23 protein-coding genes are annotated in these 26,027 nt (G+C 65.1%); 10 read left to right on the top strand and 13 right to left on the bottom strand.

What is annotated here, in order from left to right:
• The first annotated feature begins 14 nt into the window (after positions 1–14).
• Genes ABIB91_RS18985 through ABIB91_RS18965 form a run of 5 tightly spaced genes read left to right on the top strand, consistent with a single transcriptional unit; the run spans position 15 to position 5,995 of the window.
• Positions 15–491 carry a formate dehydrogenase subunit gamma gene (locus tag ABIB91_RS18985; protein ID WP_219680869.1) on the top strand — a complete coding sequence of 159 codons (477 nt, stop codon included), beginning with the start codon at positions 15–17 and terminating at the stop codon, positions 489–491.
• Positions 488–2,044: a formate dehydrogenase beta subunit gene (locus tag ABIB91_RS18980; RefSeq protein ID WP_354164397.1), complete on the top strand. Its 1,557-nt coding sequence runs from the start codon at positions 488–490 to the stop codon at positions 2,042–2,044. The genes ABIB91_RS18985 and ABIB91_RS18980 overlap by 4 nt, the downstream gene beginning before the upstream one ends.
• Positions 2,045–2,054: 10 nt before the next feature.
• The gene (gene fdhF / locus ABIB91_RS18975) at positions 2,055–4,940 is read left to right on the top strand and encodes a formate dehydrogenase subunit alpha (RefSeq protein WP_354164394.1); all 2,886 of its coding nucleotides are present in this window, start codon (positions 2,055–2,057) and stop codon (positions 4,938–4,940) included.
• A 4-nt stretch (positions 4,941–4,944) separates the two neighbouring features.
• Positions 4,945–5,772, top strand: a complete 828-nt coding sequence (gene fdhD, locus ABIB91_RS18970) for a formate dehydrogenase accessory sulfurtransferase FdhD (RefSeq protein WP_354164391.1) — start codon at positions 4,945–4,947, stop codon at positions 5,770–5,772.
• Positions 5,762–5,995 (top strand): formate dehydrogenase subunit delta, encoded by a 234-nt coding sequence (locus tag ABIB91_RS18965; protein WP_007593368.1) that lies wholly within the window; start codon positions 5,762–5,764, stop codon positions 5,993–5,995. Before fdhD ends, ABIB91_RS18965 begins: the two co-directional genes overlap by 11 nt.
• Here ABIB91_RS18965 and ABIB91_RS18960 read toward each other — a convergent pair.
• The 13 genes from ABIB91_RS18960 to ABIB91_RS18900 all read right to left on the bottom strand — a co-directional run bounded on the left by ABIB91_RS18960 (position 5,952) and on the right by ABIB91_RS18900 (position 21,897).
• On the bottom strand, positions 5,952–8,939 hold the full coding sequence (locus ABIB91_RS18960) for a bifunctional [glutamine synthetase] adenylyltransferase/[glutamine synthetase]-adenylyl-L-tyrosine phosphorylase (RefSeq protein ID WP_354164388.1): 2,988 nt from the start codon (positions 8,937–8,939) through the stop codon (positions 5,952–5,954). The genes ABIB91_RS18965 and ABIB91_RS18960 overlap by 44 nt on opposite strands.
• Positions 8,936–10,390, bottom strand: coding sequence for a sensor histidine kinase (locus ABIB91_RS18955; RefSeq protein ID WP_007593370.1), 1,455 nt, complete (start codon positions 10,388–10,390; stop codon positions 8,936–8,938). Before ABIB91_RS18955 ends, ABIB91_RS18960 begins: the two co-directional genes overlap by 4 nt.
• Positions 10,374–11,054, bottom strand: a complete 681-nt coding sequence (locus ABIB91_RS18950; RefSeq protein ID WP_035969420.1) for a response regulator transcription factor — start codon at positions 11,052–11,054, stop codon at positions 10,374–10,376. The genes ABIB91_RS18955 and ABIB91_RS18950 overlap by 17 nt, the downstream gene beginning before the upstream one ends.
• A gap of 282 nt (positions 11,055–11,336) precedes the next feature.
• Complete coding sequence (locus ABIB91_RS18945) at positions 11,337–12,920, bottom strand: Do family serine endopeptidase (protein ID WP_007593372.1); 1,584 nt, start codon at positions 12,918–12,920, stop codon at positions 11,337–11,339.
• Between the two features lie 231 nt (positions 12,921–13,151).
• Positions 13,152–13,634: a cytochrome c-type biogenesis protein gene (locus ABIB91_RS18940; protein WP_354164383.1), complete on the bottom strand. Its 483-nt coding sequence runs from the start codon at positions 13,632–13,634 to the stop codon at positions 13,152–13,154.
• A 4-nt stretch (positions 13,635–13,638) separates the two neighbouring features.
• On the bottom strand, positions 13,639–15,621 hold the full coding sequence (locus ABIB91_RS18935) for a heme lyase CcmF/NrfE family subunit (RefSeq protein ID WP_219680768.1): 1,983 nt from the start codon (positions 15,619–15,621) through the stop codon (positions 13,639–13,641).
• A complete protein-coding gene (ccmE, locus tag ABIB91_RS18930; RefSeq protein ID WP_007593379.1) occupies positions 15,618–16,127 on the bottom strand; it encodes a cytochrome c maturation protein CcmE in 510 nt (169 codons plus the stop codon). Before ccmE ends, ABIB91_RS18935 begins: the two co-directional genes overlap by 4 nt.
• A gap of 37 nt (positions 16,128–16,164) precedes the next feature.
• The gene (gene ccmI, locus ABIB91_RS18925) at positions 16,165–17,280 is read right to left on the bottom strand and encodes a c-type cytochrome biogenesis protein CcmI (RefSeq protein ID WP_354164378.1); all 1,116 of its coding nucleotides are present in this window, start codon (positions 17,278–17,280) and stop codon (positions 16,165–16,167) included.
• Between the two features lie 131 nt (positions 17,281–17,411).
• The gene (locus tag ABIB91_RS18920; RefSeq protein ID WP_007593394.1) at positions 17,412–17,681 is read right to left on the bottom strand and encodes a hypothetical protein; all 270 of its coding nucleotides are present in this window, start codon (positions 17,679–17,681) and stop codon (positions 17,412–17,414) included.
• A 100-nt stretch (positions 17,682–17,781) separates the two neighbouring features.
• A complete protein-coding gene (locus ABIB91_RS18915; RefSeq protein WP_354164375.1) occupies positions 17,782–19,182 on the bottom strand; it encodes a hypothetical protein in 1,401 nt (466 codons plus the stop codon).
• A 159-nt stretch (positions 19,183–19,341) separates the two neighbouring features.
• The gene (locus tag ABIB91_RS18910; RefSeq protein ID WP_354164372.1) at positions 19,342–20,718 is read right to left on the bottom strand and encodes an ATP-binding protein; all 1,377 of its coding nucleotides are present in this window, start codon (positions 20,716–20,718) and stop codon (positions 19,342–19,344) included.
• Positions 20,719–20,839: 121 nt separating this feature from the next.
• Positions 20,840–21,511 carry a response regulator transcription factor gene (locus tag ABIB91_RS18905; protein ID WP_247349962.1) on the bottom strand — a complete coding sequence of 224 codons (672 nt, stop codon included), beginning with the start codon at positions 21,509–21,511 and terminating at the stop codon, positions 20,840–20,842.
• Between the two features lie 230 nt (positions 21,512–21,741).
• Positions 21,742–21,897 carry a hypothetical protein gene (locus ABIB91_RS18900; protein ID WP_007593402.1) on the bottom strand — a complete coding sequence of 52 codons (156 nt, stop codon included), beginning with the start codon at positions 21,895–21,897 and terminating at the stop codon, positions 21,742–21,744.
• Between the two features lie 234 nt (positions 21,898–22,131).
• On the opposite strand from ABIB91_RS18900, the gene ku reads away from it, so the two are divergent.
• From ku to ABIB91_RS18875, 5 genes are all read left to right on the top strand, one after another.
• The gene (gene ku / locus ABIB91_RS18895) at positions 22,132–23,115 is read left to right on the top strand and encodes a non-homologous end joining protein Ku (protein WP_354164369.1); all 984 of its coding nucleotides are present in this window, start codon (positions 22,132–22,134) and stop codon (positions 23,113–23,115) included.
• A 57-nt stretch (positions 23,116–23,172) separates the two neighbouring features.
• On the top strand, positions 23,173–23,409 hold the full coding sequence (locus tag ABIB91_RS18890; RefSeq protein WP_354164366.1) for a hypothetical protein: 237 nt from the start codon (positions 23,173–23,175) through the stop codon (positions 23,407–23,409).
• Positions 23,410–23,583: 174 nt separating this feature from the next.
• A complete protein-coding gene (locus ABIB91_RS18885) occupies positions 23,584–23,766 on the top strand; it encodes a hypothetical protein (protein WP_007593409.1) in 183 nt (60 codons plus the stop codon).
• Between the two features lie 191 nt (positions 23,767–23,957).
• Positions 23,958–24,122: a Flp family type IVb pilin gene (locus tag ABIB91_RS18880; protein WP_007593411.1), complete on the top strand. Its 165-nt coding sequence runs from the start codon at positions 23,958–23,960 to the stop codon at positions 24,120–24,122.
• A 182-nt stretch (positions 24,123–24,304) separates the two neighbouring features.
• Entirely contained in the window at positions 24,305–25,867 is a 1,563-nt protein-coding gene (locus tag ABIB91_RS18875) for a hypothetical protein (RefSeq protein WP_354164362.1), read from the top strand.
• Positions 25,868–26,027: the final 160 nt, after the last annotated feature.

Here is a 26,027-nt window from a genome sequence, read left to right as displayed (position 1 = left end):
GTCGAGAACGAAGAATGACAGCGGTTTACGAGCCTTGGGACGAAACGCGCGGCGCCGAGATCATCGCCGAACACAGCAAGCAGGAAGGCGCGACGCTCGTGATGCTGCACGCGCTCCAGGATGCGTTCGGCTACGTGCCGGCGGCAGCCATTCCTATGGTGGCGCACGCGCTCAATCTGTCGCGCGCCGAAGTGCATGGCGTGTTCACGTTCTACCATGATTTTCGCCACAAGCCGGCCGGCCGCCATGTGCTGAAACTCTGCCGCGCGGAGGCCTGTCAGGCGGCGGGCGGCGACGCGCTGGCTGCGCGTGCGGAGGCAAAGCTCGGCGTGTCGCTCGGCCACACCACGGCCGATGATCGCGTCACGCTGGAGCCGATCTACTGCCTCGGACTGTGTGCAACCGCGCCGTCCGCGATGCTTGACGGTCGGCTGATTGGCCGGCTCGACGAGAAGCGTATCGATGCTCTCGTTGCAGAGGCGCAGCGATGAGCATCCGTCTATATGTCTCTCGCGATGCCGGTGCGCTTGCGGCCGGCGCCGACGAGGTCGCGCTGGCGCTGGAGCAGGCTGCAGCCAAGCGTGGCATTGCCGTCGAGATCGTCAGGACCGGCTCGCGCGGCCTGTACTGGCTCGAGCCACTGGTCGAGGTCGCGACGCCGCAGGGCCGGATCGCGTTCGGCCCCGTGACCGAGACCGATGTGCCCTCCCTGCTCGACGCACTCGCGAGCAACACGCCGCATCTGCTGCGGCTTGGGGCCACCGACGAGATCCCCTGGCTCAAGCGCCAGACCCGCCTGACATTCGCGCGCTGCGGCGTGATCGACCCGCGCTCGCTCGACGACTACCGTGCCCATGGCGGCTACAAGGGCCTGGAGCGCGCGCTCTCGCTCGGCTCGGATGCGATCCTCACCGAGGTCACTGCATCGGGCCTGCGCGGCCGCGGCGGCGCGGGCTTCCCGACCGGCATCAAATGGAAGACGGTCGCGCAGGCGAATGCGGATCGCAAATTCATCGTCTGCAACGCCGACGAAGGCGACAGCGGCACCTTCGCCGACCGCATGATCATGGAAGGCGATCCCTTCCTCGTCATCGAGGGCATGACGATCGCCGGCATCACCGTCGGCGCGACCAAGGGTTACATCTACATCCGCAGCGAATATCCGCACGCCGTCGAGGCGATGAATGCGGCCATCCAGGCTGCCAAGCGCGGCGGCTATCTCGGCGCGAACATCGGTGGTTCCACGTACAGCTTCGATCTCGAGGTCCGCGTCGGCGCCGGCGCTTACGTTTGCGGTGAAGAGACCTCGCTGCTGGAAAGCCTCGAAGGCCGTCGTGGCCTCGTGCGCGCAAAGCCGCCACTGCCCGCCCATCACGGCTTGTTCGGCAAGCCGACCGTCATCAACAACGTGCTGTCGTTCGCCGCCATTCCCTTCATCCTGGCCGAAGGCGCCAAGGCCTATGCCGATTTCGGCATGGGTCGCTCGCGCGGTACGATGCCGATCCAGCTCGCCGGCAACATCCGCCACGGCGGGCTGTTCGAGACGGCGTTCGGCGTCACTCTCGGCGAGCTCGTCGACGACATCGGCGGCGGCACGTTCACGGGCCGCCCAATCCGCGCGGTGCAGGTCGGCGGTCCCTTGGGCGCCTACTTCCCGCGCGCGCTGTTCGACACCCCGTTCGACTACGAGGCCTTCGCCGCGCGCGATGGCCTGATCGGCCATGGCGGAATCGTCGTGTTCGACGATAGCGTCGACATGCGCAAGCAGGCGCGTTTCGCCATGGAATTCTGCGCCATCGAATCCTGCGGCAAGTGCACGCCGTGCCGGATCGGCTCGACCCGCGGCGTCGAGACGATCGAGAAGATCATCAACGGCGAGCGCGTGAGCGAAAACCTCGCACTCGTCGAAGACCTCTGCAACACCATGAAATTCGGCTCACTCTGCGCCCTCGGCGGCTTCACACCCTACCCCGTGCTCAGCGCATTGAAGCACTTCCGGGAGGATTTCGTCCCGGCCCCGACCACGCTTCAGGCCGCGGAATAGGAGAACGACAATGTCTCTGATCGAAGAAATCGACTTCGGTACGCCGCGCTCGAAATCGGAAACGATGGTGACACTGACCATCGACGGCAACCAGGTCACGGTGCCCGAGGGCACCTCGATCATGCGAGCGGCGATGGACGCCGGCCATCAGATCCCGAAACTCTGCGCGACCGACATCGTCGATGCGTTCGGCTCGTGTCGCCTTTGCGTCGTCGAAATCGAGGGCCGCACCGGAACGCCGGCCTCGTGCACCACGCCAGTGATGCCCGGCCTCGTCGTGCATACCCAGAGCGAACGGCTGAAGAAGCTGCGCAAAGGCGTGATGGAGCTCTACATCTCTGACCATCCGCTCGACTGCCTCACCTGCGGTGCTAACGGTGATTGCGAGTTGCAGGACATGGCCGGCGCCGTGGGCCTGCGCGACGTCCGTTACGGCTATGAAGGCGAGAATCATGTTTTCGCCAAGACGCCTGGCAAGTCCAATGGCGAGATCAACGCCGCCTGGATGCCGAAGGACGAGTCCAACCCGTACTTCACCTACGATCCCTCCAAGTGCATCGTCTGCTCGCGCTGCGTCCGCGCCTGCGAGGAGGTGCAAGGCACCTTCGCGCTGACGATCTCCGGCCGCGGATTCGACAGCCGCGTCTCGCCGGGCATGAGCGAGAGCTTCCTCGGCTCCGAATGCGTCTCCTGCGGTGCCTGCGTGCAGGCCTGCCCGACCGCGACGCTGACCGAGAAATCCGTGATCGAGATCGGCCAGCCCGAACACTCGGTCGTCACCACCTGCGCCTATTGCGGCGTCGGCTGCGCCTTCAAGGCCGAGATGCGCGGCGAGGAAGTCGTCCGCATGGTGCCGTACAAGGACGGCAAGGCCAATCGCGGTCATTCCTGCGTCAAGGGCCGCTTCGCCTGGGGTTACACCAACCACCGGGAACGCATCCTCAACCCGATGATCCGCGAGCGGATCGAGGATCCCTGGCGCGAAGTGTCGTGGGACGAGGCATTCTCGTTTGCAGCCGACAGGATGCGCGGCATCCAGAAGAAATACGGCCGCGACGCTATCGGCGGCATCACGTCGTCCCGCTGCACCAATGAAGAAACCTATCTGGTGCAGAAGCTGATCCGCGCCGGCTTCGGCAACAACAATGTCGACACCTGCGCCCGGGTCTGCCACTCCCCGACCGGCTATGGCCTCTCGACCACGTTCGGTACCTCCGCCGGCACGCAGGATTTCGATTCGGTCGAGGACACCGACGTCGTCGTCGTCATCGGTGCCAATCCCGCTTCGGCCCACCCGGTGTTCGCCTCCCGCCTGAAGAAGCGGCTGCGCCAGGGCGCCAAGCTGATCGTGATCGATCCGCGCCGCACCGAGATGGTTGAATCGCCGCATGTGAAGGCGCTGCACCTGCCGCTGATGCCCGGCACCAATGTCGCGGTGATGACGGCACTGGCGCATGTGATCGTCACCCAAGGCCTCGCCAACGAAGCCTTCGTGCGCGAGCGCTGCGACTGGAACGAGTTCGAGGAATGGGCGGCGTTCGTCGCCCAGGCGAACAACAGCCCGGAAGCCACCGCCATCCTCACCGGCGTCGATCCGAAGGATGTGCGCGAAGCAGCGCGCCTCTACGCCACCGGCGGCAACGGCGCGATCTATTACGGTCTCGGCGTCACCGAGCACAGCCAGGGCTCGACCACCGTGATCGCGATCGCCAACCTCGCGATGGCCACGGGCAATATCGGTCGTCCCGGTGTCGGCGTGAACCCGCTGCGCGGCCAGAACAACGTGCAGGGCTCCTGTGACATGGGCTCGTTCCCGCACGAGCTTCCCGGCTACCGCCACATCTCGGGCGACGCCGTGCGGGACCAGTTCGAGGCATTGTGGAACGTCAAGCTCAACCCCGAGCCGGGCCTGCGCATTCCCAACATGTTCGACGCCGCGGTCGAAGGCACGTTCATGGGGATCTACGTGCAGGGCGAAGACATCCTGCAATCCGATCCCAACACCAAGCATGTGGTGGCGGCACTATCGGCGATGGAATGCGTCATCGTCCACGACCTCTTCCTGAACGAGACCGCGAACTACGCCCATGTGTTCCTGCCTGGCTCCAGCTTCCTCGAGAAGGACGGCACTTTCACTAACGCCGAGCGCCGCGTCCAGCGCGTGCGCAAGGTGATGACGCCGAAGAACGGCCTCGCCGACTGGGAGGTCACCATCGGCCTCGCCAAGGCTATGGGCTTCGAGATGAGCTACAGCCATCCTTCCGAGATCATGGACGAGATCGCGGCGCTCACCCCGACCTTCGCCGGCGTCTCCTATGCCAAGCTCGACGAGCTCGGCTCAGTGCAATGGCCCTGCAACGACAAGGCGCCCGAGGGCACGCCGGTGATGCATATCGACGGCTTCGTCCGCGGCAAGGGCAAGTTCGTCGTCACCGAATATGTCGCGACCGACGAACGTACCGGCCCGCGCTATCCGCTGCTGCTCACGACGGGCCGCATCCTCAGCCAGTACAATGTCGGCGCGCAGACCCGGCGCACCGAGAACGTGGTCTGGCATGCCGAGGATCGGCTGGAAATCCATCCACACGATGCCGAACAGCGCGGCGTGCGCGACGGCGACTGGGTGCGGCTGAAGAGCCGCGCCGGCGAGACCACGCTGCGTGCGGAGATCACCGATCGCGTCGCGCCGGGCGTCGTCTACACCACGTTCCACCATCCGGACACGCAGGCCAACGTCATCACGACCGATTATTCGGATTGGGCGACCAACTGCCCCGAATACAAGGTCACGGCGGTGCAGATTTCGCCCTCGAACGGCCCGTCCGACTGGCAGAAGGCCTACGACGCGCAGGCGCGGCATTCCCGCCGCATCGCGCCGGCCGAGGCTGCGGAGTAGCGGCATGCACGTGCCGGTCCAGGCCATCGACCGCGAGATCTGGCGCGACGGTGTCGCGACCGAAGGAGCGCGGCTGATCCCGGAGGAGACGCCGCTGGCGTTGACCTACAATGGCGGCACCTACGCCGTCATGATGGGAACGCCGCAGAACCTCGAAGATTTTGCGGTCGGGTTCAGCCTGGACGAAGGCATGATCAAATCCGTCGATGACATCAAGTCGCTCGAAATCGTCCGCCTCGACGACGGCATCGAGCTCCGCATGTGGCTGGCGTCTGAAGACGTCGCGCGCATCAGCGAGCGCCGCCGCCACATCGCCGGCCCGACCGGCTGCGGCATCTGCGGCATCGACTCGATTGCCGAAGCTGTGCGGCCTGCGGCCGTCGTGTCGCAGGGACAGACGTTTGCGCCCGAACAGGTGATGGCGGCGATGCAGACCATCGCACCGCTGCAATCGATCAATCTGCAAACCCGCGCCGTTCACGCCGCCGCGTTCTGGTCGCCTGCCGGTGGTATCGTCGCGCTGCGCGAGGATGTCGGCCGCCACAACGCGCTCGACAAGCTCGCCGGTTCGCTGGCGCGCAGCCGCACGCCTGCAAGCGGCGGCATCGTGCTGCTGACGAGCCGCGTCTCGGTCGAGATGGTGCAGAAGACCGCCGCCATCGGCGCGCCGGTGATGGTCGCCGTCTCTGCGCCGACTGCCCTTGCGGTGCGCACCGCGGAGGCCGCCGGCATCACGCTGATTGCCATTGCCCGCCAGGACGGGTTCGAAGTGTTTTCGCATGGCCGCCGGGTTGTCGCCCGTCATGCCACGGAGGTTGCCGATGTCGCCTGACCGCCTGATCTACATGGCCAACCAGATCGGCACGTTCTTCCGGAGCCAGGGCCACGACAAGGCCGTGCCGGGGATCGCCGACCACATCAAGAAGTTCTGGGATCCGCGGATGAAGCGCGCGATCTTCGCCCATCTCGATGCCGGCGGCGTGGGCCTGGAGCCGAACGTGCGGGAGGCGCTCACCTCGCTGCAGCAGGCGACGTCCCTTCCAGCAGCGCCCTGAACACGCGGCGCACCTCGCTCTGCGTTTCCTTCACGCGCGCCTCCAGCGAGGAGAAATGCGGCGCATCGCCGGCGCGTGCCATCACGCGCAAGAGGTCGGTGCCGGCAGTCTCCGGCTTGAACCGATCGCTGACGCAGAGCCGCAGGATCTGCGTCAGGTCGTGATAGAGCCGCGCTGCGGCCCGCAATATCTCGGTCTCCGATTGCGACAGCACGCCCAGCCTGCATGCATTTTCCAGCACCTGCGTGGTGCCAACGTCGAGAATCTCCGGCTTCTCGTGCGCATGCACGAGCTGGAGATATTGCGCGATGAAGTCGATGTCGACCATGCCGCCGGCGGCATATTTGAGATCCCAGCAATCAGCCTCGCCCTTCTCCTGGGCGATCGCACGCCGCATGTCGGCAACATCGTTGGCGGTGATTCCGGGATCGCGGCGACGAGTCAGGACAGCGCGGATGACGCGTTCAATCCGTTCCCGGAATTCGGGCGAAGCCGACACGACGCGCGCACGGGTCAGCGCCATGTGCTCCCAGGTCCAGGCCTCGTTGGCCTGGTAGTCCGCGAACGAAACGAGGCTCGAAGCCACGGGGCCGGCGCGCCCCGAGGGGCGCAACCGCATGTCGATCTCGTAAAGCACCCCGTAATTGGTGCGCGTCGTGAACGCGCTGATCAGGCGCTGGGTGAAGCGGGCGAAGTAATGTGCACCTTGCAGTGACTTCGCACCGTCGGAGTCCGGATTGTCGCTGTCGAAATCGTAAAGCAGGATCAGGTCGAGATCGGACGACGCGGTCATCTCGCGACTGCCGAGCCGGCCCATCGCGATGATGGCGGTCTCCTGCCCCTTGATCCGGCCATGCTGGGCGGCGAAACGGTCGGCGACGAGGCCATGCACGGTATGGACGATGCCCTCGGCGACGTCGGCAAAGGCCGTGCTCGCCTGCTGTGCCGAGACCGTGCCTGAGAGAATGCGCGTGCCGATCAGGAACAGGCTCTCCTGCCCGAACAGACGCAGGCGGTCGAGGAACTCTTCGTAAGAGCCCGCATCCTGCACCGTCGTCGCAAGTCGCCCCGACAATTCCTGCCTGTCGGGCATGGCGCCGAAGAAGCGCGGATCAATCAGGCCGTCCATCAGTTGCGGCTGCCGCGCAAGCATCTCGCCGAGCCGAGGCGCCGCGCCCAGCACCAGGGCCACGAGCGCGACGAGATCGCGGTTCTGCCCGAGCAGCGTGATCAGCCGGCCGCCGCGCTGAAGCGCTCCAAGGAAATGGTCGAACGCCACGACGGCCCGATCCGGCTCCTCGGCATGAGCGAGACCGTCGATCAGGGCCGGCACGAATTCGACGAATGCGTTTCGCGTCGCCTCATTGCGGAACACGCGGTAGTCGCCGGTGATCCAGTCGCGCACGGTCTGCGCGACGGCGGCAGGCTTCTTGAAGCCGAGTGTCGCCAGGTACTGAAGCAGCCGCGGATCGTCGGGACCCGCACTGTAGTCGAGCGCCGGCAGCTTGGCCGTGCCGGTCGGATCGTCGCCCTCGAACAGTTTTTCGTAGTGGCCCTGGACGATCTCGAGCTGGCGCAAGAGGTCGCGGGCAAAGGCCTCGCGATCCGGATAGCCGAAGAACCAGGCGAAACGCTCGACCACCTCCTTGTCCTCGGGCAGCGTATGGGTCTGCTCGTCTGCGATCATCTGGAGGCGATGCTCGACCCGACGCAGGAATTGGTAAGCCGTGGTCAGCTCGTCGCGCGCCGCAACCGTGATCCAGTTGCTGGAAGCAAGCACGCCGAGCGCGGCGAGCGTCGGCCGTACGCGCAGTTCGGGATGTCGCCCCCCGGCGATCAATTGCTGGGTCTGGGCGAAGAACTCGATCTCGCGGATTCCGCCGCGCCCGACCTTCACGTTATGCCCTTCGACCGCAACCTCGCTCTGGCCGCGATAGGTCTGCATCTGCCGCTTCATATCGTGAACGTCGGCAAGCGCGGCGAAGTCGAGATGCTTGCGCCAGACGAAGGGCGCGATCTCCGCGAGCAGCGCCTCGCCCGCCCTGGGATCGCCGGCGCAGGCTCGCGCCTTGATCATCGCGGCGCGCTCCCAGGTGCGCCCTTCACGCTCGTAATAGTTCAGCGCGGCGTCGCGCGAAATCGCCACCTGCGTCGAGGATGGATCGGGACGCAGGCGCAGATCGACGCGGAAGACGTAGCCGTCATAGGTGCGCTGCTGGAGAATGCGTGCCATCCCCTGCGTCACCCTCACGAAGAATGGCTGGGGTTCGATATCGGCGGCGAGCGTCGTATTGTCGGGATCGAAAAACACGATGAGATCGATGTCGCTGGAATAGTTCAGCTCGCCTGCGCCCATCTTGCCCATCGCAAGCACGATCAGCCCGCAGCCCTCCTCCGGCGCCTCGGGATTGGGCGACGAGAGCTTGCCGCGTGCGGCTTCCTGCCGCAGCAGGTATTGAAGCGCCGCCCGCACCGAGGACACCGCGACATCGGTGAGCGCTGCGGTCACCCGCGTCACCGGCCAGACCCCGCCGATGTCGCACAGTGCGATCAGGAGCGCGGCCTCCGCCTTCATGCGGCGAAGCAGCCGCATCACCTCGGCTTCATCGGATGCCGCGAGCACGGCGCCGTTCGCCTCCGCGATTAGCGTGGCGAGATGCGCATCCGGATCGCATTCCAGCAGCCGGATCAGGCGCTGCGAATCAGCGCGCACCAGTTCGAACAGATAAGGCGAGAATTCCGCGATGCCGGCCAGGGCGTTCCGCGCGAAGGGATGAGTCAGCAGCGCTTCAAGACGGGCGGATTGCGCGGGCTCGAGCTCGGCCAGCCAGCTTTCAAAACGTCCTTGGTCGGTGACGGAAGCGGCAATATGGGGAGCCTCCGCGAAGCGTGCGGCAAGTCTCTCACCATGCTTGTCCGCGTTTCCCGGCGCGGAGTGGTTCATGCCACCTTCTGTGGCACATCCGGTATTGGAGGAGCAACCCTGTCGCCCGCGAGCGCCGGCAGCACCAGCGTGGCGACGAGGCCCGGATGGGCATCGCCCAGCCGCAATTCGCCGCCATGCAGCGTTGCAACCGCAGACGCAAGACTGAGGCCGAGGCCGGAGCCCGGCAGCGTGCGGCTGGCTTCAAGCCGCACGAATCGCTCGACGGCATGCTTGCGGTCGGCCTCGGGGATACCGGGGCCGCGATCGGTGACGCTGAGCAGCACTTGGTCGCCCTCGCGTTTCGCCTCGATCGTGATCTGCCTTGAATCCAGGCTGACCACGGTTCCACCTGTTAGCGCGACCGGCTTGCCGTATTTGATCGCATTCTCGACCAGATTGGCGAGCGCCTGGCTGATCAGTTCGCGGTTGGCGTGCACCGGCGTCGGATCGGCCTCGACCTTCAGCGTCATGCCGTCATCTTCAGCCAGCGGCTCGTAGAGCTCGTGGATGCCGTGTGCGACATCGGCAGCGTCGAAATCGTCCATGTTGCCGCGCGCCTGACCGGACTCGGCGCGCGCGATCATCAGCAGCGCGTTGAAGGTACGGATCAGGCCGTCGGATTCCTCGATGGTCCGCTCCAACGCGGCGCGGTAATCGGCCTCGCTGCCTGATTTCGCCAGCGCCTCCTCGGCGCGGTTGCGCAAGCGTGTCAGCGGCGTCTTGAGATCGTGGGCGATGTTGTCGGAGACCTCCTTCAGCCCCGCCATCAGCGCCTCGATGCGCTCCAGCATGGCATTGAGGTTTTCGGCGAGGCGGTCGAGCTCGTCACCGCTGCGTCCCACCGGCAGGCGCTCGCTGAGATCGCCGGTCATGATGCGATGGGCCGTCCCGGACATGGCGTCGATGCGCCTGAGCACCCTGCGCGCGACGAAGATCCCGCCGCCCAGGCCAAGCACCACGACGATCAGCACCGACCATTGCGCGGCCTTGGCGACGATGCCGAACAGGCGCCGCCGCTCGGCGAGGTCGCGGCCGATCAGAAGCCGGAAGCCATTCTCGAGCTCGGTGACGCGCACCAGGGCGCGATGGTCGCGCTCGTCCGCATCCTCGATGCGCCGATATGCCGTCTCCGACCAGCCGCGCGTCGCCATCACACCGGGCGCCAGCGAGCCGACATTGCCGGCGATCGCCTGCCCGGTCGGCGTGGTCACGAGGTAGAGATTGGCGCCCGGGCGCAGCGCCCGGTACTCGATCGCAAGCACGAGACCGCGCAAGCCGCGCCGGCCGTAGATCTCGTTGATCTCCGAGGTCTCGGCATTGACCGTCTGCGTGATTTCCTCGGTGATCAGCCGCCGCGTATTCCAGGCGAAATAGGCGAGCAGCGAGGCCGCGAACATCGCGAACAGCAGCAAATAGACCAGCGTCAGCCGGAATGCCGTGGTGCGGACGAGTTTACCGAATGCCGTCACGGATCATGTATCCCGCGCCGCGGATCGTGTGCAGCAGCGGCCGCTCAAAACCCTTGTCGATCTTGGAACGTAGCCGCGAAATGTGCACGTCGATCACGTTGGTCTGCGGATCGAAATGATAGTCCCAGACGTTCTCCAGTAGCATGGTGCGGGTCACCACCTGGCCCGCATGCTTCATGAGATATTCGAGCAGGCGGAATTCGCGCGGCTGGAGCGTCAGTTCGTCCTTGCCGCGCGCGACGCGATGGGAGAGCCGGTCGAGCTCGAGATCGCCGACGCGGTACAGCGTGTCCTCGGCCGGACCGCCACGGCGGCGCGACAGCACCTCGACCCGGGCCAACAGCTCGGCGAAGGAATAGGGTTTCGGCAGGTAGTCGTCGCCGCCGGCGCGCAAGCCCTTGATGCGGTCGTCGACCTGGCCGAGCGCGGAGAGAATCAGCACCGGCGTCGAATCGTCCTTGTCGCGGAGCGCGCCGATCACCGACAGGCCGTCACGCTTGGGCAGCATGCGGTCGACCACCAGCACGTCGTAATCGCCGTTCTCGGCCATGGCGAGGCCTTCCTCGCCGTCGGCGGCGTGGTCGGCAATGTGCCCGACCTCGCGAAACGCCTTCACGAGGTAGTCGGCGGATTCGCGGTCGTCTTCGATGATGAGGAGGCGCATCGTGCGTTCGGCAACGGTCAAGGGAGTGAACCTTCTCTAAACATGGCGCGAGCGGCAATCGCATGCAAGCCGAGTGAACGACTCTGGCATCGAGAAAAAGGCGGGCGGTGAAGCTGGGGGACTTCACCGCCCTAGGCCTTCCGACGGAGGGGGGCGTATTCCACCGGAAGGTAGACAGGGGAAGCAAACGTTGCGCTGCTCCCCCGAAGGGCGCCGTCGGCGGGGGCGACTGATGCCGGCGACACCCTTCATCTCGGAGGCCTCCTGAGGCCTGGCCCTTGGTTACCCCTTGGCGATGGGCACGGCGACGAAGCGCGACTGGCCGCCGCTCTTCACCCGCATCAGGACGCTGTTCTTGTTGTCGGTCCGCGCCGTGTTGATGGCGTCGCGGACTTCGCCGGCGGTGCTCACGCTCTTGCCGCCGACTTCGAGAATCACGTCGCCTTCCTTGAAGCCGCGTTCAGCAGCCGCGCTCTTCGGATCGACTTCGGTGATCACGACGCCTTCCTTGCCGGCGCCGGCCACGGAATCGGCGGGCGCGACGGTCATCCCGAGCTTGGGCACATCAGTGCCACGGCTCGCGCCCTTGCCGCTGTCCTTGTCGATGTCGGCCTTGGCCTCGATCGTGTTCGGCAGCTGGCCGAGGGTGAGGTTCACGACCTTGTCCTGGCCCTTGTGCAGCACGTTGAGCTTCACGGTCGCGCCGGGCGCCAGGCCGCCAATTGTACGGGCGAGCTCGCGGGCATCCTTGACGGTTTCACCGTTGACCGACGTGATCACGTCGCCGGACTCGATGCCGGCCTTGGCCGCCGGACCATTCGCCTGCGGCTCGGCCACCAGCGCACCTTCGGCCTTCTTCATGCCGAGGCTGTCGGCGATGTCGGAGGTGACAGGCTGAATCTGCACGCCGATCCAGCCGCGGCTGACCGAGCCCTTATCCTTGAGCTGCGCCACCACGCTCTTCACGGTGCTCGCGGGAATCGAGAACGCGATGCCGACGCTGCCGCCGGAGGGCGAGTAGATCGCGGTGTTGACGCCCATCACCTCACCATTGGTGTCGAAAGCCGGACCACCGGAATTGCCCTTGTTCACGGGCGCGTCGATCTGGATGAAATCGTCGTAGGGGCCGTTGCCGATGTCGCGGCCGCTGGCCGAAACGATGCCGGCAGTCACGGTGCCGCCGAGGCCGAACGGGTTGCCGACTGCGAGCACCCAGTCACCGATCCGCGGCTTGCCGTCGGCAAGCTTCGCGAACGGGAAGTTCGAGCTGCCCTCGACCTTGATCAGGGCGAGGTCGGTGCGCTGGTCGGTGCCGATCACCTTGGCTGTGTAGGTCTTGCCGTCGTCGGTGGTGACTTCGACCTTGTCGGCGCCGTCGACCACGTGGTTGTTGGTCACGGCAAAGCCATCAGCCGAGATGAAGAAGCCCGAGCCCTGGCCCTGCACGACGCGGCCGCGACCGCCACCACCCTTCAGGCCCGGGATGCCGTCCGGACCGCCGAAGCGGCGGAAGAATCGCTCCATCGGAGAGCCCGGCTGGAACGGCGACTGCGCGTCATCGCCGTCATCATTGCTCGCGGTCTTTTCCTTGATATTGACCTTCACCGAGATCACTGACGGCTTCACGCGCTCGACGATGTCGGCGAAGCCGATCGGACGCTCGACCTTGCGCACCTCGTTGTTGACCTGCGCATGCGCCGGGCTTGAGAACAGGTCGGCCGGCGAGGTCGACGGGCCGAAGCCGTAGACGGCGGCACCGAGGCCGGCGACGACCGAGGCCATCAGCGCGAACTTGCGGGCCGAGAAAACGGACCGGCGGGGCTGCCGGTAGGACGGAAGGTTCGAGAGGTCGGAACGGTCGGTCATGCAGAGATCTCCAGGGCCTTGAAATCCATTTGGTACCTGACGGCGGCACCTTACGAACCTGAAGATGGGGGCTGCCGCCTTACCGTGCGCTGGCGGCGGGGTTAAACTTTTGTAATGAACGGAGAATGCGGATGCGGCAGTTTATCGCGGCCGAAAGTAGTGAACCTATAGGAACTTAACGAAGTTCCGGGAACGCCCGCGCAGTGCCGGCTTCTGCGCGCAGCAACGTAGCTAGTGAGACTTGGCTTCATCCGCCATCAATGCGGCGAGCCGCGCTTCTTCATCGGGCGTGAGCGGCGGAGCCGGGACGTCTGCACCATTTCGCGAGCGCCGGCGGATTTGCAGCCATAACGCCAGGCCGCCGCCAATCAGCAGCAGCGGCGCGAGCAGCCACAGCAGCATGTTCTGGCGCTCGAAGCGCGGCTTGAGCAGCACGAACTCGCCGTAGCGCGCGACCAGGAAATCGAGCACTTGCGAATTGCTGTCGCCCGCCGCGATGCGCTCGCGCACCAGGAGCCGCAAATCGCGCGCCAGCGGCGCATCGGAGTCGTCGATCGACTGGTTCTGGCAGACCATGCAACGCAGCTCGCGCGACAAGTCGCGTGCACGCGACTCCTTCGCAGGGTCCGACATGATCTCGTCGGGCTGCACGGCATGCGCCGCAGGCAAGGCCAGCAGCATCAGCGCGACGAACGCGACCATCATTCGGCGCATCGGATCACTCCGCCGGCTGCAGGCGCTGCTTGGCCCGCGCCGGTTTTGGCGCACCCACCCGCAGGCGCCGGTCCGACAGCGACAGCACGCCGCCGAATGCCATCAGCACTGGCCCCCACCAGATCAGCAGCACCAGCGGCTTGTGATAGATGCGCACGGCAATGGCGCCCTCGGCAGTGGCGTCGCCGAGCGAGATGTAGAGCTGGCTGGCGCCGCGCGTCAGCAGCGCGGCCTCGGTGGTCGAGGAGCCGCGGGTGGTGAAGCTGCGCTTCGACGGCGTCATCACGCTGAGCTTCTCGCCGTCACTGCTGACGTTGAACTCGGCGATCATCTCGTGGAAGTTCGGCCCTTGACGCTGAAACAGGCCATCCAGCTTGACGTCATAGCCGGCGACATGGGCGACGTCGTTTTGTTTCATGGTCGCGATATATTCGCTATTCCAGGTGGTCTCACAAACGATCCCGATCAAGGCGACGCCGAGGCCGGCATGCGCAAATACCGAGCCCCAGGCCGAGCGCGGCAGACCGCGGGCACGATGCAGCGTCGTCGCGAACGGCAGGCGAAACAAACCAGTTCGTTCGGCCAGATCCGTCGCTGCGCCGGCAATGACGAAGACGCCAAGTCCGATTGCCAATGGCGCGAGCGCGCTGCCGCCGCGCGCCCAGCCCCAGACCATGGCGACGGCGACGAGCCCGGCTACGCCTGCCGCGAGCAGACGCTGGGTGACGCCGAGCAGATCGCCGCGTTTCCACGCCAGCATCGGCCCGAACGGCACGGCGAGCAGCAACAGCGCGAACAGTGGCGCGAAGGTGAGATTGTAGAACGGCGCGCCGACCGACATCTTGAAATCGGCGAGCATCTCCATCGCTAACGGATAGAGTGTGCCGAACAGCACCACCGCGCAGGCGACCGTGAGCAGCAAATTGTTCAGCACCAGCGCGCCCTCGCGCGAGATCGGCGCAAACAGGCCGCCCTGCTTCAACGACGTCGCGCGCCCGGCGAACAGCGACAGGCTGCCCCCGATGAACAGGCAGAGAATCAGGAGAATGAACACCCCGCGGGTTGGATCGGTCGCGAAGGCATGCACCGAGGTGATGACCCCCGAGCGCACCAGGAAGGTCCCGAGCAGCGATAGCGAGAAGGTCAGGATTGACAAGAGGATGGTCCAGACCTTCAGCGCGTTGCGCTTCTCCATCACCAGCGCCGAATGCAGCAGCGCGGTGCCGGCAAGCCACGGCATTAGCGAGGCGTTCTCGACCGGGTCCCAGAACCACCAGCCGCCCCAACCCAGTTCGTAATAGGCCCAGTACGAACCCATGGCGATACCGAGCGTCAGGAAGATCCAGGCGACCAGCGTCCACGGCCGCACCCAGCGCGCCCAGGCTGCGTCGATCCGACCCTCCAGCAGCGCCGCGATCGCGAAGGAGAACGAGATCGAGAAGCCGACATAGCCGAGATAGAGCATTGGCGGATGCACGGCGAGACCGATGTCCTGAAGCACCGGATTGAGATCGCGTCCCTCGATCGGCGGGTTGGCGATGCGCAGGAATGGGTTGGAGGTCACCAGGATGAAGAGATAGAATGCGCTGGCGATCCACGCCTGTACGGCCAGCACATGCGCGCGCAGCGACAGCGGCAGATTGTTGCCGAAGGCGGCCACCAATCCGCCGAACAGCGCAAGGATCGACACCCACAAGAGCATCGAGCCTTCATGGTTTCCCCACACGCCGGTGATCTTGTAGAGCAGCGGCTTCATGGAATGGGAATTCTCGTAGACGTTGGCGACCGAGAAATCAGATTCCACGTGCAGCGTCACCAGCGCTATGAACGACGCACCGACGAACAGGAGCTGCACCAGCGCGGTGGACCGCGCCACATTCATCAGCGCGTCATCACGCAGTCGCGCGCCGATCAGGGGCACGATGGACTGGATCAGTGCCAGTCCGAGCGCCAGCACCAGCGCATAATGTCCTGACTCCGCGATCACCGAATTGCTCCCTGCGGATTGCCCTGTGCGGTCGTGGCCCCGGGCTTGACGCCATCGGAAGCTTTGGCGCCGTAATCATCCTTCCAGTGCCCCTGCTTCTTCAGGGCATCGGCGACGTCCTTGGGCATGTAGGTTTCGTCGTGCTTGGCGAGCACGGTGTCGGCCTTGAACACGCCATCGGCGTCGAGCGCGCCTTCGGCGACGACGCCCTGCCCTTCGCGGAACAGATCAGGCAAAATGCCCTTGAAGGCGACCGGAAGCTTTGCGCCACCGTCGGCGACCTCGAAGGTCACCGCGAGATTGTCGCCGCGCTGGAGCGAGCCGGGCTGCACCAGGCCGCCGAGGCGAAACCGCTTGCCGGGGGCGACGTGCTTCTCGGCGACCATGGTCGGCGTCGAGAAGAACACGATGGAGTCGCGCAGTGCGTTGAGCACCAGCGCGGCCGCGAGCGCGAGCACGGCAAGCGAGCCGCCGATGATGGTCATACGTCGCTGCTTGCGCGTCATGGCGTATCCATTCCCTGCCCGTCTCGTCCTGACATCGTCATCCGTCGAGCCCGAGTGTCTTGAGGCCTTCATCGAGCTGGCGCAACCGCGCTGCATCGTTGGCAACCGCCTGGCGGGCATCGGTCGATGCCCCCACCGCCTTGTCGCGATCACCCATGACGAGATAGGCGCGCACCAGGCGCAGCCAACCCTCGACGTCGTCGCCATTCTGCTTGAGGCGCGTGGCGAGCCGTTCGACCATGCCGCGAACCATGGCGTTGCGATCGTCCTCTTTCATGTCCTTGGAAGCCGCGAGGGTCCCATCCGACAGCGCCGGCATCGTAGCGCCACCGCCGCCGACCCGCGCGAGCGAGGTCTGCACCAGAGGCCGCCACGGCGCATCCGCCGGCGCTTTCGCCAGGAGCGCGCGCCAGATATTGGCGGCATCGTCCTTGCGGCCGTCCTGCTCGGCGGCGAGGCCGAGGAAATAGTTCGCCTTCGGATCGTCGGCGCTGAGCGCGCGCGCGCGCTCGAACTCGGTCTTGGCTTCGGCGGTCACGACGCCACCGGCGGCGGCCGAGATCGCTTCGCCGAGGTCGGACCGGCGCTCCGCACTCTCGCCATTGTAGGTGAGCGAGTTGCGATAGGCGCGCACGGCGTCGTCGAAGCGGCCGAGCCGCTCCAGCACGGGCGCGATTACGTTCCAGCCGCGCCCGTCGGTTGGATTCTTTTCCAGATGTTGCTCGACCTGTACGACCAGATTCTCGAGCGACTGCGCCATGCCGGACCCGGATCCGCGCTCCCGCTGCGCCAGCGGAAAGTCCTGAAGCCTGGGCGAGCCGAGCGGCACATAGACGCCAATCGCAACCAGCGGCAGGCCGGCAAGCGCCAACACGGCCGCCGCGCGGCGCCATTTGAGGCTGGATTTCGGTGCCGTTGCGGGCTCGCTTCCGGCCGCGGCGAGCAGCCTGCGGCTGACCTCGACGCGCGCGGCGTCGGCTTCGGGCGCTGCGATCAGCCCTGCGGCAAGATCACGCTCGATCTCGGCGAGTTGGTCCTTGTAGACCGCGACTTCGCTGCCCTGATTTTGCGCGCGTCCGCTACGGCCGAGCGGCAAAAGCACGGCGAAGATCGCCGCGACCGTCATCAGCGCGAACACGAACCATAGCGTCATCTGGCAAGCTTCCGGCAGCGCGCAAGCCGCGCCCACAGGTCGCTTTACACCACGGCCGGACGATGCGGCAATTGACAATTGTCAATTCGGCGCGACCGCGCACAGTCCCGAAACGGTGAAAATCCAACGGCTTAGCCGATCTCGAAGTCCGCGCTTTGAGCGGCGTCCTCGCCATGCCCGTTGAAGGCCTTCAGGAAGTATGTTCCCGGCTCGATAGCGTCGGGCAATCTGATGCGCAACGCCCCGACGGGAACGGGCGATGCAACCCTGGTGACGGTCTCAGGAAGCTGCCGACCGCTTGCCTTCTCGACCAGCACCACCTTCGCGCCTACCATCAGCCTTTGATATTTGGCAACGACGACGCGATTTTCGATTTCGATGGAACTGATAACGGATTTCATGCGCCCACAGATAGAAATATCAGAAAGTTGCACGGCGACCGTAGGGCCAGCCACCGACCCCGTCAACCTGAAATTGTGACTGCTGAAATATGCGCCTGGATCAGCTCGCGCGCGACGATTTGCGCTCGCCCGTGGCCGCGTTCTCCGCGGCGCGGCTCATCAGCGAGGCATAATCATCCCCGAACAGCACCTGGCAGAAGCGGATCGCGGCCTGCACCTGCTGCTGCCGATAGGTGCGGACCTTGTGATCGGCGCCGCGCAGCGACTGCACCAGCTGCTCGGTCGAACGCTCGACATATTGCTGCAGGTCGGAATAGGTGCGCAGTGTCACCTCGTTGATCGCAAGCTCGCTCGCATAATTGCGACAGGTCGCGACGAAATCGATCAGCGCCACGGTTTCCTCGACCTCGGTGCTGTCGATCCGCGCGCCCGGCGGAATGTCCTTCTCGGCGCGCTGGCGCAGGATGCGGCGGACGCGGCCGGGAACACTGTCGATCTCGGATTGCAGCGCGTTGGAGATGTCGGCCCGGATCGAGGTCAACTGCTTGCCCCAGGCGGAGTCGTTGCGCAGGTCGAGCTCGGTACGCAGGCCTCGGACGCCGTCGTGCAGCGTCTTGAGATTGCCGGCGACATTGTCGAAATGACCGCGCTTGATGTCCATGCGCAGGATGGCGGCCACGCAGGACAAGTCATGCAGCGCCATCGTGACCGCGACGCCATAGGGCGTTGCCGCGACACGGATCTCGTCGTCGGACGCGGCAATCTTGATGGCGAGGCGGATGATCTGCCACGGCGCGGTCATCCGCTGCACGACGATGGAGAGCGCGAAGGGCAGCATCTGCGGCGTCTGGAGGACGGGAATGTTGAGCGCCGCAGTCACCGAGGCGATCTGGGCATCGCCGAAGGCGCGCAAAGAGCGCGGCAGCTTCTCGTTCAAGGTGGCGATGGCGTCGCGGACCGCAAGCACCGCCCCGGTCGAATAGAGGTCCTCGATCACGTTGGGCGGACCAACGCGCGCGAGCGCACGCGATTTGTCACCCCCACCCGGCCCCGTCAGCTCGAAGATGGCATCCGCAGCGAACGCCTGGAGCTTCGAGGCCAGCGCTTCGACCTGGCCTGCGCTGTCGGCCGGCATGCGCGCCAGCGCCGCCTCGAATTCATTCAGCTTGGCCGGAGCACCGTCGCGGCCGAGCCATTGCCAGATCGGAGCCAGCGAAGAGCGGCGGATCTGCCCGGCCCGGATCGGGGCGCCTGCTTCGACGAGGAATGGTTCCAGCACCTGGAACAGCAGCCGCGACAGATCGTCCGTACGCGGCGGTGGGGCCTCGTCGGCTTCCGTCTTGCGGACAATCTTGCGCAGCTGGTCGAGCACGAGGGTTGCCACGGCCGTGTCCTGGCCGCGCTCGAGCGCACGCTCGAACTCCCGCATCAGCAGCGCCTGCGCCTGCGGCGGGAGCTGCGCGAGATAGTCCCTCAGCCGCTCGATCGATGTCTGGCTCATGCGCCCGGGTAATGAACGGTAAAATGGCGGACGTGGGGTCCGTCCTGCTCGATCATAGGTGGGGCCACTTAAGAAGCCGTTTAGGAAGTCGCTCCGAATACCCCTGGTTTCGTCCGGATCGGTGTGCCGCAGGCCGAATAGTCGCGTCGGAACAAGGGATTATATTCCGGGGAGGACCAGCTCCGCCCGCAGGCCCCCAGTCGGTGCGCGGCCGAGGCAGAGGCTGCCGCCATAGAGCGCAGCGAGCTCGGTCACGATCGACAGCCCCAGCCCCGATCCGGGCTTGGATTCGTCGAGCCGCTGGCCGCGCCGTGAGACCTGGGTGCGCTCGGCCTCCGACAGGCCGCGGCCGTCGTCGTCGACGATGATATGCAGCCGCGGACCGCTGCTCGCCTGATGCGGCGCTTCCACCAGAACTTCGATGAAGACCCGCGAGGCCGCCCATTTGCAGGCGTTGTCGACGAGATTGCCGACCATCTCCTCCAGATCCTGCCGCTCGCCACGAAATTTCGCCGACGGATCGGCCTCGGCCTCGACCACGATGCCGCGGCCGCGGTGGATCTTCTCCATGGTCCGCCGCAATGCCTCGATGGCCGGTGCAACCTCCGTCACCGTCGCGACGACCGAGACCCGCGCCGCGATACGCGCGCGCTCGAGATGATGGGCGACCTGGTCACGCATCACGTCGGCCTGCTCCATCACCTTTGCCGCGAACGGATCGGTGGCATGCGCGCCGGCCTCGTTCACGATGACCGAGAGCGGCGTCTTGATGGCGTGGGCGAGATTGCCGACATGGGTGCGTGCGCGCTCGACGATCTCGCGATTGGCATCGATCAGCGCGTTGGTCTCGCGCGCCAGCGGTGCGATCTCGACCGGGAACTCGCCCTCGAGCCGCTCCGCCCGCCCGGACCGAATGTCGGCGATGGATTCGGAGATGCGCTTGAGCGGCGCGAGACCGAAGCGGACCTGAAACACGGTGGTCAGCAGCAACACAATGCCGAGCGCGGTGAACGTGCCGCCGAGGTAGTAATCGAAACTGCGCGTCTCGTCGAAAATCTCGGTGTCGTCGCCGGCGACACTGACGAGAAATTTGCCGTCCGCGCCGAGATCGACCGGCCGCTCCACCATGCGCAGGTTCTGTCCCTCGGGACCGTCGACATAAGCGATCCGGATGCCGGCGGCGGTAAGCTCGGTGCCCTGCTCTTCCAGCTTCGGCAGCTTCTTGTCCCAGAGCGAGCGCGAGGAGCGCACCTCCGGCTTTTCGGTGTCGGTCCGCGTGATCTGCCAGTACCAGCCGGACAACGGCAGCTCGAACAGAGGCTCGCCGAGCGACTGGAACTGGCGGTCCGGAGGCTCGTCGGGGGTGGCGACCTCGGCGATCAGCGTGCGGAGATAGAGATTGAGCCGGCGGTCGAAGGCGCGCTCGGTGGCATTCTTGTAGACCGACGACAGCACCACGCCGGTGATGGCCAGGATCACCACGAGCCAGGCGGTCGCCGACAAGAACAGGCGGTTCGCGAGCGAGCTGGCGGGCATCGAAATGATCCCGGAGGCGCGGGGTGGCATGGCGTCGGAACTCATGACCCGAACAAGGCCTCTGCCGGGCCGCCCGTCAAGCCAAGATACGTCTAAACAAGATACTTCGAGACACCGCGCTTCAAGCGCCGGGGGCAGGCGGGGTCAGGAGATAGCCGAGGCCACGGACAGTCTGGATGATGTCGACGTCGAGCTTCTTGCGGATGCGGCCGACGAAGACCTCGATGGTGTTGGAGTCGCGGTCGAAGTCCTGGTCGTAGAGATGCTCGACCAGCTCGGTGCGGGACACGACGCGCCCCGAATGATGCATCAGGTAGGCCAGAAGCCGATATTCGTGCGACGTCATCTTGATGGGATTACCCGACACGCTGACCCGTCCGGTCCTGGTGTCGAGCGTGACGGGGCCGCAGCTCAGCTCGCTCTGGGCGTGGCCGGTGGAGCGGCGCAGCAGCGCGCGGATGCGCGCCAGCACCTCCTCCAGGTGGAACGGCTTTGCGACATAGTCGTCGGCACCGGCATCGAAGCCCTGGACCTTGTCGCTCCAGCGGTCACGCGCGGTGAGGATCAGGACCGGCATGGTACGGCCGTTGCGCCGCCAGGCTTCCAGCACCGAGATGCCGTCCTTCTTCGGCAGGCCGATGTCGAGCACCACGGCGTCGTAGGGCTCGTTGTCACCGAGATAATGCCCCTCCTCCCCGTCGAAGGCGCGATCGACGACATAGCCGGCGTCGGTCAGCGCCTTGGTAAGCTGACGATTGAGATCGGGGTCGTCCTCAACGACGAGCAGGCGCACGCTTCTCTCCAGAATTAGGCCGCATGAACACCCGCACAGATGAGCAATTCCGGCGTGAACTGAATATGAACACGGGGAACCGGCCGCGTTACTTTTTGGTCATATCCGACCTGTTCGCGATCAACGCACTGCGCCCGCCAGGCCACCGGACGAACCGGCGGCCTGGCGGGCGCAATGTGCCGCGTTACGCGGCGAGTCGGAAGGTGCGAACCGTCCGGTCGATCTGCCGATCAGGTCCGGAAGAAAACGAACCAGATGACCGCGAGGATCAGGATCGCGAGCCCGGTGGATATGGCGAGCAGCGCCGCCACCGACGGCCCGGGCTCGCCCTGGCGCGCCTCGGTCGGAGTTTCCACGATCTGACGTTGGTCTCGCGTGGTTGCCATGGTGACCTCAATTTCTGGCCGTCGCGTCGGATGGCTGCGACTCCTCGCGGCGGAATGTCCCGTGGCAACGCATGATCGGATATGATGTTCCGGCCTTTGCAGCCGGATCAGGCTGCAACCGCGCGCCGGGCGGCCGGTTAACGCAGATGCAAGATTCAGCGATCCGCCTTGCTATGATTCGGTGTTCCCCGATGGTATCTTCGTCTTCTGTCCCCGTTGCGTTTGGAGTATCCCATGGCCCCCCGCGCCAATTGGAAGGGTTTTCTGCGTTTGTCGCTCGTGACCTGCCCGGTCGCTCTCTATCCGGCCACTTCGGATACCGAGAAGGTCTCGTTCAACCAGATCAACCGCAAGACCGGCCACCGGATCAAGTACCTCAAGGTCGACGCCGAGACCGGTGACGAGGTGACTTCGGAGGACATCGTCAAGGGCTACAAGGTCGACACCGACACCTATATCGAGGTCACCAAGGACGAGCTCGACGACATCGCGCTGGACTCCACCCACACGATCGAGATCGACGAGTTCGTACCGAAGACCGACATCGACAGCCGCTATCTGATCCGTCCCTATTATCTCGTGCCCGATGGCAAGGTCGGTCACGACGCCTTTGCGGTGATCCGCGAGACGATCCGGAGCATGGACAAGGTCGCGATCGGCCGCGTGGTGCTGACCAACCGCGAGCACATCATCGCGCTGGAGCCGCTCGGGAGCGGCCTGATGGGGACGCTGCTGCGCTACCCCTACGAGGTGCGCGGCGAGAACGACTATTTCGACGACATCCAGGACGTTAAGCTGACCAAAGACATGCTCGACCTTGCAAAGCACATCGTCGAGAAGAAGTCCGGCGCGTTCGAGCCCGAGCTGTTCGAGGACCACTACGAGACCGCGCTGATCGACCTCATCAACAAGAAGCGCAGCGGCGCGCCCATCGCAGCAAAGACCGCGCCCAAGACCGGTGGCAACGTCATCAACCTCATGGACGCGCTGAAGAAGAGCATCGCGAACGAGAAGGACGCAGGCCCCGCGGCGAAAGTGGCCAAGGATGTGACCAAGGACGCCCTCAAGGGCAAGAAGCCGAAAAAGCGCGTCGAAGGCCAGCGCGAGATGCTGCTGCCAATCGCCGGCAAGGGCGGCAAGGACGCTGCTGCGAAAGCCGCTCCCAAAAAAGCCGACAAGCCGGTGCGCGCGCCGGCTCGGGCGAAGAAGGCCGGCTAGCAGCATCGCACAGCGACGACGCCGTGATGCCTCCCCTCGTCGATCGGCCGACCTGACATGCCCTGGTCGACCGCATTCGACGATCCCATTTCGTTACGTGGCGGGCGCAAGCTGCGGACGCTGCAAGAAGCTGCCGATCACATCATGCGACTGCCCGAGGACACGCAGCATGCGAGCCACTGGCAGACCGCGATCGAAACCCTGATCAACGCGGCCGAGACCGGCGGCGGCTGGATGATGTTTGCCCGCATCGCGGTGTTACGGGCGTTGAATGTGGACGGTCGGCGCGACTGAGCCGGCGCCCCGCTCAAGAACAGGCTCAACAATCCGTTAAGCCAAGCCCGCGCTTTCAGCGTCTGCCCGCGGTCGCGGGGACGACACGTAATCCTACGGAAGGCAAAATTAACCGACGCTTCCCGCTCCGCGCAGCATTGTTGCGCCTCGATTGAACCCGGGATTTGCAGGCTCGTGCAGCAGCAGGACGCCAGAAAGAACTACATCGGCATCGTCAACGACGCGGCCGAGGAAGAAAGCCTCGCCGGCAGCTCCGCGCGGGCGCAGCCATGCGCGGTGAGCTATCTGGTCGGACGCCTGGCAACGGTGCTGAAACGCCCCGGCAAGGCCGCGCCGGAACGCCAGATCTCGTCCTGAGACGGGATGACGATATCGCCAAATGCGTCCGAATTGGGTGACGAAACCTTAAGTCAATCGGTGACACCATACCAAACGGTAGGTGAGGACCATCCACCTGGGTTTTGACGCGTCCGCGAAAAATTGCTGAATCAATTTACCATTCCGAAAACGGCACCAGCCTAGGTTGGACGGATGAACAGGAGTTGACGATGACTTTGCTCAAGTCATTTCTTGCCGATGAAAATGGTGCCACTGCCATCGAGTATTGTCTGATCGCCACCGGCATCGCGTTTGCGATCATCGCGGCCGTGAACAACACCGGCAGCGCACTCCTGAGCGGCAAATTCAACTCGGTCGGCGCGGCGGTCAAGTAGCCGGCATTGCCGGCGCGCCGCAATCTCATCAGCACAAGTCCGCGTGCAGCGCGTCGGATGACGGGCTCCTCCTTCCGATGCGGCGACGACCCAGCTTGATTTTCGCGAATTCGCAATATGGCGTTGTGTCGGGCGGTTGCGCCATCGTAGAGCGTAAGCTCAAACTGCAGCGGCCCGATGACATGATTTCTTCTGACAAGCCGACCTCGACAATCCGGGCTGGTCTTGGCTCGGACCGATCGGTGGCGATCACCGTTCTTGCTGTCCTGGCGGCTGTGTCGTTTCTTCCGGTGCTGCTGACCCCTATCCCCGCGATGGTCGACTATCCCAATCACCTCGCCCGGATGTATATTCTGAGCCAGAACGGCACCCCCAACGCCAATCCGCATTACGAAGTGGCTTGGGCATTCTATCCCAACCTTGGCATGGATCTGCTGGTCCCGCAGATGGCGCGGCTGATCAGCGTCGAGAACGCCACGCGGCTGTTTCTGCTCCTGAGTCAATTGCTGATCGTTGGGGGCGCGCTCTTGCTCGAATGGGCGCGGAAGGGACGGGTCCATCTCGCCGGCTTTGCGGCGCTCGCGTTCCTTTACTGCCTACCGTTCAGCTGGGGCTTCGTGAATTTCGAGTTCGGACTGGGCCTCGCTCTCTGCGGCATCGCCGTCTATCTGATGCTCGCGGAACGCCCATGGCCATTGCGTTTCGTCGTCAACATGGTCTTCGTCGCTGCGCTATTTGCGGCGCATTTCTTCTCCCTCGGCATCTACGGCGCGACGCTCGGCCTTTACGAGCTCTCGCGCATCCGCCATGGGCGAATATCGTACGGTGTCGCCGCCGCGCGGCTCGCCGCGCTGGCCGTACCGGCGCTTGCCCTGTTTGGGATCATGCGCATGACCGCGGGATCGATCGGAAGCGAAGGAACGAACTCGTTCTTCGGATTCAAGCCGATCTGGCCGTTGCGCATCATGAACGGTTACAATTTGACGATCGCGGCTGCGACCGGGCTTGCGCTGATGATCTCGCTGTTTTTCGCCGCAAGACGCGGCGTCCTCAAGCTCGAAGCAGCCGGGATCTGGCTCGCGACCGGCTTCGCGCTGCTCTACGTCGTCATTCCCTCGAAGCTGTTCGGAACTTCGTTCGTCGACCTTCGCGTGATTCCCGCTGCGGCTCTGATCCTGCCGGCCTTCTGCTCTATTACGCTGCCCAGCCGGACATGGAGAATGGCAGCGCTCGCCGCGATCAGTGGCATCATCCTGGTCAATCTCGCCGTCGTGCTCGCGGTGTGGTTGCCTTACCGCACCGACTATGCGGCCATCGTCGAGTCGTTCCACAAGATCGATCGCGGCTCGCGCATCCTGGTCGCCAGCACGGACGACAATGGAGACCCGCCCTTCGCCGACCTCACCTCATATCCGATGTATTATGCGCCTACGCTCGCCGTGCACTATGCCAACGCGTTCGTGCCCAATCTATTTACGGAAGCGGGCAAGCAGCCCGTGCGGCCACGCGAGGACGTGCGCCGCCTTGCCATTCCCTACGGCGGGCCGATGCCGCTGGGCGTGCTGACCGCGATTGCGGCAAGCCGGCCGCCGGATGGCGTTCCGCCGTTCGTCAGCACCTGGCCCCAGGACTTCGACTATCTCTACGTCCTGGGGCCGCGGGTCGCGAACCCGTTGCCGGATCTGCTGGAAGCGCTGGATACCTCGAAGCGATTTGTTCTCTACAAGATCCGCCGCAAGTCCTAGACCGCAAGTCCTGGGCCAAAGCCGCGGCTGCTCGGCGTGGTTAATCGGGCATCACCATCCGCGCCGATTCAATGGAAGCCGCCCCGGCGCGCCACATCCTTAATGGTTGTGGCAAGGCGACCTTAACCACCGCCGGCATAGACTTCCGCTCCTGCAACGA

Origin of the sequence: Bradyrhizobium sp. JR4.3, assembly GCF_040547695.1 — a bacterium.
GTDB lineage: Bacteria > Pseudomonadota > Alphaproteobacteria > Rhizobiales > Xanthobacteraceae > Bradyrhizobium > Bradyrhizobium canariense.
This window is presented reverse-complemented; position numbering and strand designations above follow the sequence as displayed.

Bases quoted from the DNA above. Each gene is read 5' to 3' on its own strand.
- ABIB91_RS18940 (WP_354164383.1), bottom strand. From the start codon at position 13,634: ATGCGCCGAATGATGGTCGCGTTCGTCGCGCTGATGCTGCTGGCCTTG.
- ABIB91_RS18890 (WP_354164366.1), top strand. From the start codon at position 23,173: ATGCCCTGGTCGACCGCATTCGACGATCCCATTTCGTTACGTGGCGGG.
- ABIB91_RS18880 (WP_007593411.1), top strand. From the start codon at position 23,958: ATGACTTTGCTCAAGTCATTTCTTGCCGATGAAAATGGTGCCACTGCC.
- ABIB91_RS18915 (WP_354164375.1), bottom strand. From the start codon at position 19,182: ATGAGCCAGACATCGATCGAGCGGCTGAGGGACTATCTCGCGCAGCTC.
- ABIB91_RS18875 (WP_354164362.1), top strand. From the start codon at position 24,305: ATGATTTCTTCTGACAAGCCGACCTCGACAATCCGGGCTGGTCTTGGC.
- ABIB91_RS18910 (WP_354164372.1), bottom strand. From the start codon at position 20,718: ATGCCCGCCAGCTCGCTCGCGAACCGCCTGTTCTTGTCGGCGACCGCC.
- ABIB91_RS18945 (WP_007593372.1), bottom strand. From the start codon at position 12,920: ATGACCGACCGTTCCGACCTCTCGAACCTTCCGTCCTACCGGCAGCCC.
- fdhF (WP_354164394.1), top strand. From the start codon at position 2,055: ATGTCTCTGATCGAAGAAATCGACTTCGGTACGCCGCGCTCGAAATCG.
- ABIB91_RS18980 (WP_354164397.1), top strand. From the start codon at position 488: ATGAGCATCCGTCTATATGTCTCTCGCGATGCCGGTGCGCTTGCGGCC.
- ccmI (WP_354164378.1), bottom strand. From the start codon at position 17,280: ATGACGCTATGGTTCGTGTTCGCGCTGATGACGGTCGCGGCGATCTTC.
- ABIB91_RS18920 (WP_007593394.1), bottom strand. From the start codon at position 17,681: ATGAAATCCGTTATCAGTTCCATCGAAATCGAAAATCGCGTCGTCGTT.
- ku (WP_354164369.1), top strand. From the start codon at position 22,132: ATGGCCCCCCGCGCCAATTGGAAGGGTTTTCTGCGTTTGTCGCTCGTG.
- ABIB91_RS18965 (WP_007593368.1), top strand. From the start codon at position 5,762: ATGTCGCCTGACCGCCTGATCTACATGGCCAACCAGATCGGCACGTTC.
- fdhD (WP_354164391.1), top strand. From the start codon at position 4,945: ATGCACGTGCCGGTCCAGGCCATCGACCGCGAGATCTGGCGCGACGGT.
- ABIB91_RS18950 (WP_035969420.1), bottom strand. From the start codon at position 11,054: ATGCGCCTCCTCATCATCGAAGACGACCGCGAATCCGCCGACTACCTC.
- ABIB91_RS18900 (WP_007593402.1), bottom strand. From the start codon at position 21,897: ATGGCAACCACGCGAGACCAACGTCAGATCGTGGAAACTCCGACCGAG.
- ABIB91_RS18985 (WP_219680869.1), top strand. From the start codon at position 15: ATGACAGCGGTTTACGAGCCTTGGGACGAAACGCGCGGCGCCGAGATC.
- ccmE (WP_007593379.1), bottom strand. From the start codon at position 16,127: ATGACGCGCAAGCAGCGACGTATGACCATCATCGGCGGCTCGCTTGCC.
- ABIB91_RS18960 (WP_354164388.1), bottom strand. From the start codon at position 8,939: ATGAACCACTCCGCGCCGGGAAACGCGGACAAGCATGGTGAGAGACTT.